The 13,030-nt window shown below is 62.4% G+C and carries 14 protein-coding genes; 6 read left to right on the top strand and 8 right to left on the bottom strand.

The window, feature by feature from the left end:
• The 3 genes from AACH39_RS11120 to AACH39_RS11110 all read right to left on the bottom strand — a co-directional run bounded on the left by AACH39_RS11120 (window position 1) and on the right by AACH39_RS11110 (window position 2,617).
• Complete coding sequence (locus AACH39_RS11120) at window positions 1-906, bottom strand: carbohydrate kinase (RefSeq protein WP_338619979.1); 906 nt, start codon at window positions 904-906, stop codon at window positions 1-3.
• A gap of 62 nt (window positions 907-968) precedes the next feature.
• Window positions 969-1,667: a GntR family transcriptional regulator gene (locus tag AACH39_RS11115; RefSeq protein ID WP_215779731.1), complete on the bottom strand. Its 699-nt coding sequence runs from the start codon at window positions 1,665-1,667 to the stop codon at window positions 969-971.
• A 47-nt stretch (window positions 1,668-1,714) separates the two neighbouring features.
• Entirely contained in the window at window positions 1,715-2,617 is a 903-nt protein-coding gene (locus AACH39_RS11110) for a dihydrodipicolinate synthase family protein (protein ID WP_338619978.1), read from the bottom strand.
• 302 nt (window positions 2,618-2,919) lie between these two features.
• Here AACH39_RS11110 and AACH39_RS11105 point away from each other — a divergent pair, with 302 nt between their 5' ends.
• The 3 genes from AACH39_RS11105 to AACH39_RS11095 are packed head-to-tail and all read left to right on the top strand — an operon-like array spanning window position 2,920 to window position 6,363.
• Window positions 2,920-3,921, top strand: coding sequence for a 4-hydroxyproline epimerase (locus AACH39_RS11105; protein ID WP_215779735.1), 1,002 nt, complete (start codon window positions 2,920-2,922; stop codon window positions 3,919-3,921).
• Window positions 3,922-5,190, top strand: coding sequence for an FAD-dependent oxidoreductase (locus tag AACH39_RS11100; protein ID WP_215779737.1), 1,269 nt, complete (start codon window positions 3,922-3,924; stop codon window positions 5,188-5,190).
• A 45-nt stretch (window positions 5,191-5,235) separates the two neighbouring features.
• Window positions 5,236-6,363: a branched-chain amino acid ABC transporter substrate-binding protein gene (locus AACH39_RS11095; protein WP_215779740.1), complete on the top strand. Its 1,128-nt coding sequence runs from the start codon at window positions 5,236-5,238 to the stop codon at window positions 6,361-6,363.
• 12 nt (window positions 6,364-6,375) lie between these two features.
• Here AACH39_RS11095 and AACH39_RS11090 read toward each other — a convergent pair whose 3' ends face one another.
• Window positions 6,376-7,200: an ABC transporter substrate-binding protein gene (locus AACH39_RS11090; RefSeq protein WP_215779742.1), complete on the bottom strand. Its 825-nt coding sequence runs from the start codon at window positions 7,198-7,200 to the stop codon at window positions 6,376-6,378.
• Between the two features lie 451 nt (window positions 7,201-7,651).
• Between AACH39_RS11090 and AACH39_RS11085 the strand changes: the two genes are divergently transcribed.
• Together AACH39_RS11085 and AACH39_RS11080 are read left to right on the top strand one after the other, a co-directional pair.
• On the top strand, window positions 7,652-8,368 hold the full coding sequence (locus tag AACH39_RS11085) for an MgtC/SapB family protein (protein ID WP_215779744.1): 717 nt from the start codon (window positions 7,652-7,654) through the stop codon (window positions 8,366-8,368).
• A 210-nt stretch (window positions 8,369-8,578) separates the two neighbouring features.
• Window positions 8,579-8,758 (top strand): hypothetical protein, encoded by a 180-nt coding sequence (locus AACH39_RS11080; RefSeq protein ID WP_215779746.1) that lies wholly within the window; start codon window positions 8,579-8,581, stop codon window positions 8,756-8,758.
• A 215-nt stretch (window positions 8,759-8,973) separates the two neighbouring features.
• Here AACH39_RS11080 and AACH39_RS11075 read toward each other — a convergent pair whose 3' ends face one another.
• The 4 genes from AACH39_RS11075 to AACH39_RS11060 all read right to left on the bottom strand — a co-directional run bounded on the left by AACH39_RS11075 (window position 8,974) and on the right by AACH39_RS11060 (window position 12,291).
• Complete coding sequence (locus AACH39_RS11075) at window positions 8,974-10,344, bottom strand: NAD(P)(+) transhydrogenase (Re/Si-specific) subunit beta (protein WP_215779748.1); 1,371 nt, start codon at window positions 10,342-10,344, stop codon at window positions 8,974-8,976.
• A 9-nt stretch (window positions 10,345-10,353) separates the two neighbouring features.
• Window positions 10,354-10,647, bottom strand: a complete 294-nt coding sequence (locus AACH39_RS11070; protein ID WP_133683066.1) for a proton-translocating transhydrogenase family protein — start codon at window positions 10,645-10,647, stop codon at window positions 10,354-10,356.
• Between the two features lie 36 nt (window positions 10,648-10,683).
• Window positions 10,684-11,808, bottom strand: coding sequence for a Re/Si-specific NAD(P)(+) transhydrogenase subunit alpha (locus AACH39_RS11065; RefSeq protein ID WP_215779750.1), 1,125 nt, complete (start codon window positions 11,806-11,808; stop codon window positions 10,684-10,686).
• Between the two features lie 96 nt (window positions 11,809-11,904).
• Window positions 11,905-12,291, bottom strand: coding sequence for a hypothetical protein (locus AACH39_RS11060; RefSeq protein WP_338619974.1), 387 nt, complete (start codon window positions 12,289-12,291; stop codon window positions 11,905-11,907).
• A 2-nt stretch (window positions 12,292-12,293) separates the two neighbouring features.
• On the opposite strand from AACH39_RS11060, the gene ugpQ reads away from it, so the two are divergent.
• Window positions 12,294-13,028 carry a glycerophosphodiester phosphodiesterase gene (ugpQ, locus tag AACH39_RS11055; RefSeq protein WP_215779753.1) on the top strand — a complete coding sequence of 245 codons (735 nt, stop codon included), beginning with the start codon at window positions 12,294-12,296 and terminating at the stop codon, window positions 13,026-13,028.
• The last annotated feature ends 2 nt before the right edge of the window (window positions 13,029-13,030 follow it).

Here is a 13,030-nt window from a genome sequence, read left to right as displayed (position 1 = left end):
TCAGTCGTTGAGGCGAGCCGCCACCTGCGCCAGGGTCGGGGCGTGAAAACCGTGTTGTTCGGCACAGCAGGCGGCGCAGGCCCGCGCCAGTTGCATCTGATCGGTGGCGGAGGCTTCGGGCTGCATCAGACGGCTGGCCAGCCAGCCGCCGAAAGCCGCGTCACCGCAACCGACCGTATCCCTGACGCTGACCGGCAGGGCATTGGCATGGCTGACCTGACCCTGGCTGATCAGGCTCAGGCCGCTGGCGCCGCGGGTCAGCAGGATCTGCGCCTTCGGCGCCAGGGCCTGCAGGCGATCCAGCGCCCGTGCTTCGTCGGCATCGGGAAACAGCCCGGCCAGATCTTCTTCCGAGACTTTGACAAAATCACTCAGTGCGGCCATGGCGGCGAAGCGGGCGGGATAGTCTGCCGCGCGCATCGGCAGGCGGAAATTCGGGTCAAAGGCAATCAGGGTGCCACGGGCCGCCAGTTGTCCGGCGATGGCCAGCAGGCGGTCGGCCAGCGGCGGACGGGCCAGGCTGATGCCGCCGAAGCAGGCGATCCTGGCGGCCTCCATCCAGCCGTCCGGCAGGGCCGCCGGGTCGAAATGCAGGTCAGCGCTGTTGTCGCCGACGAAGAAATATTGTGGAGGCTCGGTTGCCGGCACCATGGCCAGCAAGGGCGTGTGCGGCAGGCGCTGCAGGAAGCGTGTGTCGAGACCGGCGGTCGTGGCCTCATGGGCCAGCTGCAGGCCAAAGTAATCGTCGCTGATGGCACCGGCAAAAGCGGCGGAAAGACCCAGGCCGGCGGCGATGCGTGCCAGATTCAGCCCGGCACCGCCGGGGCAGGCTTGCCAGCGATCATCAGGCTGGCGGATGAAGTCGGTCAGGGCGTCACCGAAGACAACAAAACGGGGCAGGGACATGGTGGTATCCGGCAATCAAGAAAGACGGTGCAGGATAAGGCCGGCTGCACCCGGCTGAACAGTCAGCGGCGCTGGCGGGTTCGCCTGGCCGGTTTGGCCTGGGCCTGGCTGCGATACCAGGCTTCGAGCGCTGCTTCGGCATGCAGGATGTGCTGGCGCAGAAAGGCGGCGGCACTGATGGCATCCTTGGCCTTGCACAGTGCCAGCAGCTGGCTGTGCTCCTGATGGGCACGCTCGTTGAAGCCGGTCAGCAGAATCTGCATGCGGGTATAGCGGTCGGTGCGGTTATGCAGCTGCTCGATCAGGGCCAGGGTCTGCGGCCGTTCGGCGGCGCGATAGAGCGCCAGATGAAAGCGGGCGTTGAGCACGCCCCAGGAGGCGATGTCACGGTCGTTCAGCGCCCGCTCGAAGTCGGCCAGCAGCGCCTCGGCGGCGGCAATGTCTGCGGCACACTGACGCGGTATCGCTTCCAGCAGCACATCGCATTCCAGCAGCACCCTGACCCGCAGCAGCTCGACGATTTCCGGCAGGGACAGCTCGGACACCACCGCGCCGCGATTCTCGATGATGGTGACCAGCCCTTCGGCCTCCAGCTGACGCAGCGCCTCGCGAATCGGCACCCGGCTCATGCCCAGTTCGCGCGACAGGGCTTCCTGGCGCAACTGGCCGCCATCGGCCCATTCCCCGGCCAGAATACGCTGGCGCAGGGTTTCGGTGGCGATGGCGGTCAGGCTTTGTGGGGTGTCGTTGCTGGTGGTCATGATGGCGGCTCGCTCTGGGGCATCCATCTTACCATTGCCGCACAGGCTCAGTGCGGCGACAGGGTCGGCCGAGTCGCCAGTCCGCTGCGGATGATGGCTTCCACCTGTTCGCGCTCGCGGCCGCTCAGCGGCAGGCGTGGGGCCCGCACATGCTCGCTGCCCTGTCCGACCATGGTCTGCGCCAGCTTCAGGTTCTGCACCAGCTTCATCGACACATCCAGATGCAACAACGGTGCAAACCAGCGATACAGTGCGCGCGCCTCCTGCCAGCGCCCTGCCTGGGCCAGGCGCCAGATCGCCACCGTTTCCGCCGGGAAGGCCACCACCAGACCGGCCACCCAGCCATCCGCGCCCATCATCAGGCTTTCCAGCGCCAGGTCATCCACGCCGCTGAACAGGGCAAAGCGCTGGCCGACGGTATTGATGATGTTGGTCAGGGTGCGGATATCGCCGCTGGATTCCTTGATGGCGACGAATTTTGGTTCATGAGCCATTTCGGCATACATCTCGGGCGTGATGTTGACGCCATAGGCCACGGGGTTGTTGTAAATCATGATCGGCAGGGGGCTGGCATCCGCCACGCGCTGATAGTGATGGAGCGTTTCACGCGCGTCCGACACATAGCGCATGGCCGGTAGCAGCATGATGCCGTCGGCCCCCGCTGCATGCGCTGCCTGGGCCAGGGCACGGGCGGCACGCGTGCTGTCTTCCGCCACGGTCAGCAGCACCGGCTTGTCGCCGGCCACTTCTTTGGCGGTTCGGAGGATGGCCAGCTTTTCCTCTGCCGTCAGGGTCGAAGCCTCGCCCAGCGAGCCACAGACGATGATGCCATCGACGCCGTTGTCGAGCTGCCAGGCGATATGCCGGGCGGTCGCCGCCAGATCAAGCGATTCATCGGCATGGAATTGGGTGGTCACGGCGGGAAAGACCCCGCGCCAAAGGTGGGTCATGGTCAACGCTCCTGAGTCTGGATCGGGCAGCCCGGTGCTGCCTCCTGTTTTCCATGCTAGGAATTTTTGTATACAAAAAGCAAAGATTTTGCATGCAATTCATGCCGTGAAAGCAGGCGGCACTGCATGAGTGATTTTTTGCAACATCGCCAATTATTCAATAAATAAAAGGCTTTTGATTAGTTTTTACCTGGGTTTTGTCATGTTGCAGATTGTCGTATTTTGACAAATATCAATGGTTGTATTGTATTCAAAAATGCGCAGTTCTAGAGTGAAAGCATTCAGGGTAAGGAGAAGGCCAGATGGCAGTCAGCGAATTTGAATGCATTGACGGACACACTTGCGGCAATCCGGTGCGACTGGTGACCCGGGGCGCACCGGCGTTGAATGGCCGGACCCAGGCCGAGCGCCGGCTGGATTTTCTGGCGCGCTATGACTGGATCCGTACTGGTCTGATGTATGAGCCGCGCGGGCATGCCCAAATGTCCGGGGCATTTCTCTATCCGCCAACCCGCGACGATTGCGATGTGGCGGTGCTGTACATCGAGACCAGCGGTTGTCTGCCAATGTGTGGCCACGGCACCATCGGTGTGGTGACCATGGCCATCGAACATCAACTGGTACAGCCGAAAACCCCCGGGGTGCTGAATCTCGACACGCCGGCCGGCAAGGTGGTGGCCAGCTACCGACAGGAGGGCGGCAAGGTCAAGTCGGTCAAGCTGAGCAATGTGCCCTCCTTCCTGCTGCTGCGCGATGTCGAGGTCGAAGTGCAGGCCCTGGGCCGACTCAAGGTGGATATCGCCTATGGCGGCAACTTCTATCCGATTGTCGAGACGCAGGCCAACTATCGCGACATGGCCGATTACACCCCGGCCCAACTGGTCAGCATGGGCAACGAGCTGCGTGACTTCATCAATGCCCACTACGACATCGTGCATCCGCTGGACCCCAATATTCGCGGCGTTCGCCATGTGCAGTGGACCGGCGCGCCGAAAACGCCCGGCTCGCATGCCGCCAACGCGGTGCTCTATGGCGCCGCCGCGCTGGATCGCTCCCCCTGTGGTACCGGCACCTCGGCCCGTCTGGCGCAGCGCTATGGGCGCGGTTTGATGAAAAAGGGCGATGTGCTGGTGCATGAGAGTCTGATCGGCAGCCAGTTCACCGGCACCATCGAGGAAGAAACCGAGGTTGCCGGCCTGCCGGCCATCGTGCCCGGCATTGCCGGCTGGGCCATCGTCACCGGCTATAACCGCATCCTGCTGGACGATGCCGATCCCTATGTACACGGCTTCGTGGTGGGCTGAATGAACGCTCGCAGCGCTATCGGGCTCAAGCCCTCGGTCATCGTGGTCGGTGCCGGTATTGTCGGTATCGCCTGTGCCCTGCAACTGCGTCTGGCCGGCTGTGCCGTCACCCTGATCGACCGCGGCGAGCCGGCGCGCGAGACCAGCTTCGGCAATGCCGGGGCACTGGCGGTCAGCGATGTCATCCCCCTGGCCGAGCCCGGCGTGCTGGCCAAGGTGCCGCGCTGGCTGCTTGATCCGCTTGGCCCGCTGGCGGTGCGCTGGCGCTATCTGCCGAGCCTGGCGCCCTGGCTGCTGCGTTTTGTGGCCGCCAGTCGCCCCGCCCGGGTGGCGACCCTGACCACTGCGCTGTCTGCGCTGCTGGAACGTGTCAACGATGACTATGCCGCACTGGTCGACGCCGCTGGCATCGGTCATCTGTGGCGCCGCCACGGTGCGCTGACACTCTATCGCAGCGAAGCCGAATTCCGTGCGGCCGAACCGGCCTGGCAAAGCAAGCAGCGGCATGGCGTGCAGTGGCGCAAGCTCAGCGGACCGGCGCTGGCGGCGCTGGCGCCACCGCTGGACCCGCGCTGGCAAGTGGCGGTCGAAGTGCCGGCCTGGTCGCATGTCGACGATCCCTATCTGTTCAGCCTGGGGTTGTTCGATGCCTTTGTGCGCGCCGGCGGACAATTTATCCAGGACGAGGTTCTGGCCACGACCGGAGACGGACAGGTGGTCCGCGGCGTTGACACCAGAGCGCAGGGTGTCCTGGCGGCCGATGCCGTGCTCATCGCCTGTGGTATCTGGAGTGATCGCTTCTTTCGCCAGCATCGCTATCGCGTGCCGCTGGAGAGCGAGCGCGGCTACCACGTCACCCTGCCGCATGCCGGGGTGGCACTGCACCATTTCCTGCAATGCGCCAGCGAGAGTTTTGTCATCCTGCCGATGGCCAATGGCGGGCTGCGTCTGGCCGGCACCGTTGAACTGGCGCACCGGGATGCGCCGCCAGACTGGCGTCGCGCCCATCTGCTGGTTGACAAGGCGCGGCAGATCCTCGGCGACTTCGAGACCCGTGACATGAGCGTGTGGATGGGCAATCGCCCCTCCTTGCCGGACACCGTGCCGCTGATCGGCCCGGCGCCGGATCGGCCCGGACTATACTTTGCCACCGGTCACGGCCATCTCGGCCTGACCCTGGCCGCGACCACCGGCGCCCTGCTGACCGAACAAATCTGCCAGCGTCCGGCCACGCTGGATCTGACCCCTTACCGACTAGGCCGTTTCTGAGCGCAGTAGCACAACCACGGTGATACACCAGGAGGAGCATCGCAGATGAAGCAGAAAACATGGGCTGCATGGTTGGCCGGCGGTTCGCTGGCCTTGTCGCTGCCGGTTTACGCCGACACCACGGTGAAGATCGGTTTTGCCTCGCCGCTGTCCGGGCCGCAGGCACACTATGGCAAGGACAACGAGAATGCCATCAAGATGGCCGTCGACGATCTCAATGCCAAACCGATGACGGTCGGCGGGCAGAAAATCCACTTCGAGCTGGTATCGGAAGATGATCAGGCCGACCCGCGCATCGGTACCCAGGTCGCCCAGCGTCTGGTCGATGCCGGAGTGAAGGCGGTCATCGGCCACTTCAACTCCGGCGTATCCATCCCGGCATCGCGTTTGTATGCCGAAGCCGGTATCCCGCAATTGTCGGTATCGACCAACCCCGCCTATACCAAGTCCGGCTACAAGACCACCTTCCGGCTGGTCGGCAGCGACAGCCAGATCGGTGGCGCGCTGGGCCGCTATGCCGTGCAGCAGCTCAAGGCCAAACGCATCGCGGTCATCGATGATCGCACCGCCTATGGCCAGGGCATTGCCGATGAATTCGTCAAAGCCTTGCAGGGCATGGGCAAGCAACCGATCGCCCGGCAATACACCACCGACAAGTCGACCGACTTCGCCGCCATCCTGACCGCGCTCAAGGCACAGCGTCCGGATGTGATCTTCTATGGCGGGGCCGATGCCCAGGCCGCACCGATGGCGCGCCAGCTGAAACAACTGGGGATCAATGCCCGTCTGATGGGCGGAGACATGCTCAACACCCCGACCTTCATCCAGCTGGCAGGGGCCGATGCCAATGGCCACTATTCGGCGGTAGCGGGGGGCTTGCTGGAAGCACGTCCGGCCGGCAAGGCCTGGGTGGCGCGCTACAAGGCGCGCTTCAATCAGGATGTCGTCTTGCTCGGACCGCAGTTCTACGATGGCATGATGCTGGTGGCCGATGCCATGAAGCGGGCCAACTCGACCGAGCCGGCCAAATTCCTGCCGATGATTGCCAACAGCCGTTACAAGGGGGTGACCGCCGACTTCAGCTTTGACGCCAGCGGCAATCTGCAAAACGCCCCGGTGACGCTGTCACGGGTCGAGGGCGATCACTGGAGCGTGGTCAGCGTGGTGCACTGATCCACGGGGTCCCTAGTGCGGCCACCACCAGCTGGTATCGGTTGGCGGTGTACCGGCAGGGAGTTGCGGGTTGGTCAGCAGAATGACCCGGCGATGCTCGCGTCGCAGGCGGGCGATTTCCTGCTGATGGTACTGCTGGAACAGGGCCTTCAGGCTGCCATCGGCCAGCGCGGCGTTGAGCCCGCGACCAATGCGCTCGGCCAGCGCGGCATTGCTCTGGTTGACCCAGAAATACACTGGCAAGGGAAAAAACAGTGCCAATCCGGGCTCGGCGACCAGCCCGGGATACTTGGCCCGGAACATCTCCAGTTCCGGGCCAATCTCATTCAGCCCGCGCGGCAGGGCATCGAAGCGCCCGGCGGCCAGCATGGCAAACAACTCCTCATAACCCACCGTGGGCGTCACGCGGAAACCATTGGCGATCAGAATCGGGTAATCGGCCCATTGGCTGTTGAAGCCCAGCAGGATCTGCTGCCTGAGCTGGCGATCAGACAGCCGGGCAAAGCGCGTCTGTTCTTCCGCGCGCACCATCAGGATGCGGTAACCCAGCATGCCGCGCAGGATATCGAAGCGCACCGGGCGCAGGATTTTCTCACGCACCGGGGAGCAGGGAATGGCCACCACATCCAGTTGCGCACGTTCCAGCAGGGTGATGGCCCGCGACTGACTGACCGGGGGGCCTTCATAGGGCTGCAGCCGGTACGGGCCGTCTGTGGCGCGGGTATGCGACAACGCCAGATCCAGCACGCGCCAGCGATATTCATTGATCGGGCTGACGGGGCCATAGCGCACGACCAGCGTGCTTTGTGCGGCCAGCGGCAGACAGCTTGCTGCCATCCAGCATGCAATAACGATGCGTCCGAGCCAGTGTCTGGCAGTCATGACCGGGGTGGCCTTGTGCAGTGATGCTTTGATGGATACTTGCAGCCTACATGATGTGTATTGCAAAAAGGAAACAGTGCGGCCTTTGTGGCATGCGGCTGTGGTGCACTTGACCCGCTTAATGACAAAAAAATACAATGCGATACCGTTTTAATTCTTGGGGTTATACCTTGGACAGTCAGAGTTGTCAGTCAAACCGGCTTTCCCGTTAATCCTGGCCTGACCGCTGCCCTCTCTTGCGCCGCCGTCTTGTCCAGGCAGGCGGTGCGTATCCTGATCGTCGATCCGTACCTGAAAACACGTGTTTGAGCACCCGAGCCGAGCCCGGTGCGCAGTGTCTTGTGCTGCGTCCGCCCGGCGGGCGACCTGCTGCCATGGCCCGAATCTGCCAGATAAGGAGCATGCCATGAGCTTGATGCCGCATTTCGGTGAAGCCGAATTCTGCAAATCCCTGATCAGCCTGATCACCGCCTTCGTCATGGGGACGGCCATCGGCTATGAACGACAATTCCGCCAGCGGACCGCCGGACTGCGCACCAATACACTGGTGGCCGTCAGCGCTGCCGCCTTTGTCGATATGGCAGTGCGCATGGATGGTGCCGCCAGTGCCATGCGGGTCGCCGCCTATGTGGTCTCCGGGGTCGGTTTCCTCGGCGCCGGCACCATCATGAAAGAGGGCCTCAATGTACGCGGGCTGAATACCGCCGCCACGCTGTGGGGCTCGGCGGCGGCCGGGGCCTGCGCCGGTGCCGGTCTGCTGGACTCCGCCTTGCTGACCACCCTGTTCGTACTGGCCTCCAACACCCTGCTGCGTCCGGTCGTCAATTCGATCAACCGCCAGCCGATTGACGACCAGACCAGTGAAGTCACCTATCAGCTGTGCGTCATCTGCGACCGCGAAGAGCAGAAGCAGACCCTGACGCTGATCGACGATTTGCTGGAGGCCGCCCACTACCCCCTGGGCGACATGGATGTCGAGCCCTTTGGCGACGAGGAGGTCGAGCTGACCGCCACCCTGTTGTCGACCTCGGTCAAATCAGAAGAGCTGGACCGCATTGCCGATGTACTCAAGCAACTGCCACATATCAAGCAGGCCTTCTGGAACCCCAGCACCACCGAGTAAGACAGCTTGTCGCTGATTCGGGACAGGGAAAGCGCTGGAAAATCAGTGGTTTGCATTTTAAGTGCGACCAGCTGTCGCTCTCAGGAGACAGAACGGCGACCAGTGTCGGTGGGGGGGATGGCTAACTGACTGATTAAAAAGGATTCGTTCGGGCTGGCACGCCGTTTGCAATCAGGGTCGTGCATTGTTAACAAACCGAAAGGTAACCCGATGAAAAAAATCCTGATGGCCTTTGCCCTGATCGCTTCACTGCTGGCCTGCTTCAGCTGGGCAGCACAAAGTACCCCGGCAAACCAGGCCGGCTCGGCCTCCCAGCCGCATGCTGAAGCCAGCGCCGCCATGCCATCGGCCGACGCACCCGCTCAGGGTGACAGCAGCGTGAAGCCATAATCGCCATGGCTTGAACACGCATCGAACTTGGGAGCATCAAGCGGGGCAGCCAGATGGCTGCCCTTTCCCTTGAGTGGGGCGGCTGGCGCGTCACAACGGGGACATCATCCGTGCCGTGGTTGGCGCTTTCGCCCTGCGGAGCAGAGGGTTTTCCACAGACAAAAGGGGCCGCCTGATGGCTGCCCCTTTTGACTTTCAGAAAAAACGGTAAAAACTTAGTGCTCTGCCGCCTTGACCAGGTCTTCGACCACCTTCTTGGCATCGCCGAATACCATCATGCTCTTGTCCATATAGAACAGATCATTGTCCAGACCAGCGTAACCCGTGCTCATCGAACGCTTGACGATGATCACCGTGCGCGCCTTGTAGGCTTCCAGAATCGGCATGCCGTAGATCGAGCTCGACTTGTCCTTCTGGGCCGCCGGGTTGACCACGTCGTTGGCGCCGATCACCAGGACCACGTCGGTATTGGAGAAGTCGGAGTTGATCTCTTCCATTTCCAGTACCTGCTCGTAGGGCACGTCGGCCTCTGCCAGCAGCACGTTCATGTGCCCCGGCATGCGGCCGGCGACCGGGTGAATGGCGTAACGGACATTCACGCCCTTCTCGGTCAGCATGGTGGCAAACTCCTGCAGCGCATGCTGGGCACGCGATACCGCCAGACCATAGCCAGGCACGATGATCACCGAGTCGGCATTGGCCATCAGGAAGGCCGCATCTTCGGCCGAGCCCGAACGATAATTCTTCGGGCCGGACGGGCCGGCCGAGCCACCGCCGGCTTCCGCACCAAAGCCGCCCAGCAGTACCGAGACGATCGAGCGGTTCATCGCCTTGCACATGATGTAGGACAGAATGGCACCGCTGGCGCCGACGCAGGCGCCACCGATGATCAGTACCGGGTTATTGAGGGTGAAGCCGATGCCGGCCGCTGCCCAGCCCGAGTAGGAGTTCAGCATCGAGACCACCACCGGCATGTCGGCGCCGCCGATCGGGATGATCAGGGTCACGCCCAGCACCAGGGCAACCGCCACCATGGCCAGGAAGGCCGCATGGCTGTCACTGACAAAATAGGCGACGCCGAAGCCGACCATCACGATGGCCATCAGCAGGTTCAGCAGGTGCTGACCGTTGAACACCACCGACTTGGCGCCGAACTTGCCCGACAGCTTGCCGTAGGCGATCACCGAGGCCGTGAAGGTAATGGCACCGATGAAGGCACCGATGAACAGCTCGACCTTCTGGTCGGCACTGTGGGTCAGGCCGCTGTGGAACACCGAGGCCACAGCAATCAGCACCGCCGACAGACCGACCAGCGAGTGCATGGCGGCGACCAGTTCCGGCATGCCGGTCATTTCCACCGTGCGCGCCTTCCAGGCACCGATGGCGGCACCGGCGGCCATGGCCACGGCGATCAGGCCGAGGACCGGCTTGTCCATGATCAGGAAGGTGGTGCCGATGGCAATCACCATGCCGATAACGCCGAACAGATTACCGCGTCGCGCCGTCACCGGCGAAGACAGTCCCTTCAGTGCCAGCACAAACAGCACGGCGGCGATCAGGTACAACATCGCAGAGAGGTTTTGCATCATCGTTCCTTAGCGTTTCTTCTTGAACATTTCGAGCATGCGCTGGGTCACCATGAAGCCGCCGAAAATGTTGATACTGGCCAGAAAAATCCCGACGGCGCCGAGCACCGAGGTCAGCGTGATCGACTGACCGTTGATGTCGACCACCTGCAGCAGCGCACCGACGATGATCAGGCCGGAAATGGCATTGGTCACCGCCATCAGCGGGGTATGCAGGGCCGGGGTGACGTTCCAGACCACGTGGTAGCCCACGAAGACCGCCAGAACGAAAATGGTGAAACTGGTGATGAACGGATCAACCATAGTGTGTAACTCCTGTTCCTTTGAATGCCGGGGCCATCAGCCCTGAGCCTTGCCGAAGCGCACTTCGCCGTTGTGGGTCACCAGCGTGGCGTCGAGCAGGTCATCGGCCAGATCAATGGCAAAACCTTCCTTGCTGAGCATCAGGCTCAGGAAGGTCAGCAGGTTGCGGGCATACAGGCTGGAAGCATCAGCGGCCAGCAGGCCAGGCAGATTGTGCGTTCCAACCAGCGTGACGCCATGCTCGGTCTGGAACACTTCGCCACTGCGCGTCAGCGCGCAGTTGCCGCCACTTTCCGCGGCCATGTCGATCACCACCGAGCCCGGCTTCATGCCCAGCACGGTGTCTTCCGACAGCAGACGCGGCGCCGGGCGTCCCGGAATCAGCGCGGTGGTAATGATGATGTCGGCCTGTCGGGCGTGCTTGTCGACCAGCTCGGCCTGACGACGCTTGTAGTCCTCCGACATTTCCTTGGCGTAGACGCCGTCGTTTTCCGCCTTTTCCTCATCGGTCATCGGGACTTCGACGAACTTGGCCCCCATCGACTCGACCTGTTCCTTGGTGGACGGACGCACGTCGAAGGCTTCCACCACCGCGCCCAGGCGCTTGGCGGTGGCAATCGCCTGCAGACCGGCGACACCCACCCCGAGGATCAGTACGCGGGCCGGCTTCACCGTCCCGGCCGCCGTCATCAGCATCGGCATGAAATGCGGGTAGTACTGGGTAGCCAGCAGCACGGCGCGATAGCCGGCAATATTGTTCTGCGAGGACAGCACATCCATGGACTGAGCCCGCGTCGTACGCGGCAGCAGTTCCATGGCAAACGCCGACAGCTTCTTTTCCGCCATCAGCGGGAAAGTCGGGTTGGCATAGGGGTTCATCAGCGAAATCAGCGCGGCACCGGGCTTCATTTCCGCCAGCTCCTCGGCGGTGGCCGGGCGAACCTTGAGCACAATGTCACCCTGAGCCAGCGCAGCCTGACGGTTGTCCGCCAGCGTGGCACCGGCCGCGACATAGGCCGCATCCGGAATGGCCGACTTCAGACCCGCACCTTGCTCGACCACCACAGGGTGCCCCATGGCCACCAGCTTTTTCACCGTTTCCGGTGTCGCGGCCACGCGCGTCTCGCCAGCCGTATACTCGGCCGGAATTGCGATCTGCATCGTCTTCCTTTCACATAAAGTCAAATAGCATTAAAACCACGAAGCGGAGAATTCTGGCGCCCGAACGCGGCTTTTATTACGTTCGGGTAAACAAATCTAGTTTATGCCGGAATCCGGCGCAATACGTTTCCTGAATAGCTTGGCGTGAAGTTTTATCGCGCTTGCCGGGCAAACGAGAAAAACCACTGCTAGAGTAATAATCGTATAGCGACTGTTAGGTATGATAACCAAGAAAGCCGGTGAATATTGCATCGCAAAATATTTTCGCCCTGCAGGTGTTGAAATCGCGCGACGTTGTCGTTCGACAACAGCAGGCCTGACCGCGCAAACGCCCTGTCCGGCTGTCTGACAAGGAAAAGCGCCGACAGGCTGGTTGGCTCGTCGTAAGACTTTGGAAAAAATGGCAATATTCCGTTCGAATTCGATTAGTATTTTGACAATGTCGTTAAACCGGCAATTGCCGCCGCCATTCACAAGGATCAAGCATGCAGTCCTGGCCTTACCCGCGCATTTTTGCCCACCGCCTCGGTGGCGCCCTGGCCCCTGAAAATACCCTGACCGGGTTGCGGCGTGGCTACAAGATCGGCGCCCGTGCCGTCGAGTGTGACGTCAAGCTGTCTGCCGATGGGGTACTGTTCCTGCTGCATGACGATACCCTTGAGCGCACCACCAACGGCCAGGGCCTGGCCGGGGCGCTGACCATGGCCGAATTGCGCCAGCTCGATTGCGGCATCAAGCATCACAAGGCCTACCGTGGCGAGGTGCTGCCGACACTGGAAGAACTGGCCGCCTTTTGTGTCGAACATGGCGTGGCGGTGAATCTGGAAATCAAACCCAACCCGGGGCAAGACGAAGAAACCGGCCGCAAGGTGGCGCTGGCTGCCCGCGCGCTGTGGCAAGGCGCCGCCATCCCGCCCTTGTTGTCGTCGTTCTCCCCCGCCGCCCTGCGCGCCGCCCGCCAGGCCGTGCCCGAGCTGCCGCGTGGTTATCTGGTTGAAGAGATCCCGCTGGATTATTTGAGTGAAATGAGCCAGTGCGCTGCCGCGGCGCTGCATGCCGATCACCAGCATCTGACGCAGGCGCTGGTGCAGAAGCTGCACGGCCAGGGCTACCGGGTGATGGCGTATACGGTGAATGAGCCGCTCCGGGCTCGCAAGCTGCTGTCCTGGGGGGTCGACATGATTTGCAGCGACCGGCCGGATTTGTTGCTATCGCTGTAAGC

It is taken from the genome of Paludibacterium flexuosum, from assembly GCF_037076605.1.
Classification (GTDB): domain Bacteria; phylum Pseudomonadota; class Gammaproteobacteria; order Burkholderiales; family Chromobacteriaceae; genus Paludibacterium.
The sequence above is the reverse complement of the archived record's forward strand: the minus strand, read 5'-3'. Positions and strand labels throughout refer to the sequence as shown.

Coding starts and splice junctions, on each gene's coding strand:
- AACH39_RS11120 (WP_338619979.1), bottom strand. CDS start 906: ATGTCCCTGCCCCGTTTTGTTGTCTTCGGTGACGCCCTGACCGACTTC.
- AACH39_RS11115 (WP_215779731.1), bottom strand. CDS start 1,667: ATGACCACCAGCAACGACACCCCACAAAGCCTGACCGCCATCGCCACC.
- AACH39_RS11110 (WP_338619978.1), bottom strand. CDS start 2,617: ATGACCCACCTTTGGCGCGGGGTCTTTCCCGCCGTGACCACCCAATTC.
- AACH39_RS11105 (WP_215779735.1), top strand. CDS start 2,920: ATGGCAGTCAGCGAATTTGAATGCATTGACGGACACACTTGCGGCAAT.
- AACH39_RS11100 (WP_215779737.1), top strand. CDS start 3,922: ATGAACGCTCGCAGCGCTATCGGGCTCAAGCCCTCGGTCATCGTGGTC.
- AACH39_RS11095 (WP_215779740.1), top strand. CDS start 5,236: ATGAAGCAGAAAACATGGGCTGCATGGTTGGCCGGCGGTTCGCTGGCC.
- AACH39_RS11090 (WP_215779742.1), bottom strand. CDS start 7,200: ATGGCAGCAAGCTGTCTGCCGCTGGCCGCACAAAGCACGCTGGTCGTG.
- AACH39_RS11085 (WP_215779744.1), top strand. CDS start 7,652: ATGAGCTTGATGCCGCATTTCGGTGAAGCCGAATTCTGCAAATCCCTG.
- AACH39_RS11080 (WP_215779746.1), top strand. CDS start 8,579: ATGAAAAAAATCCTGATGGCCTTTGCCCTGATCGCTTCACTGCTGGCC.
- AACH39_RS11075 (WP_215779748.1), bottom strand. CDS start 10,344: ATGCAAAACCTCTCTGCGATGTTGTACCTGATCGCCGCCGTGCTGTTT.
- AACH39_RS11070 (WP_133683066.1), bottom strand. CDS start 10,647: ATGGTTGATCCGTTCATCACCAGTTTCACCATTTTCGTTCTGGCGGTC.
- AACH39_RS11065 (WP_215779750.1), bottom strand. CDS start 11,808: ATGCAGATCGCAATTCCGGCCGAGTATACGGCTGGCGAGACGCGCGTG.
- ugpQ (WP_215779753.1), top strand. CDS start 12,294: ATGCAGTCCTGGCCTTACCCGCGCATTTTTGCCCACCGCCTCGGTGGC.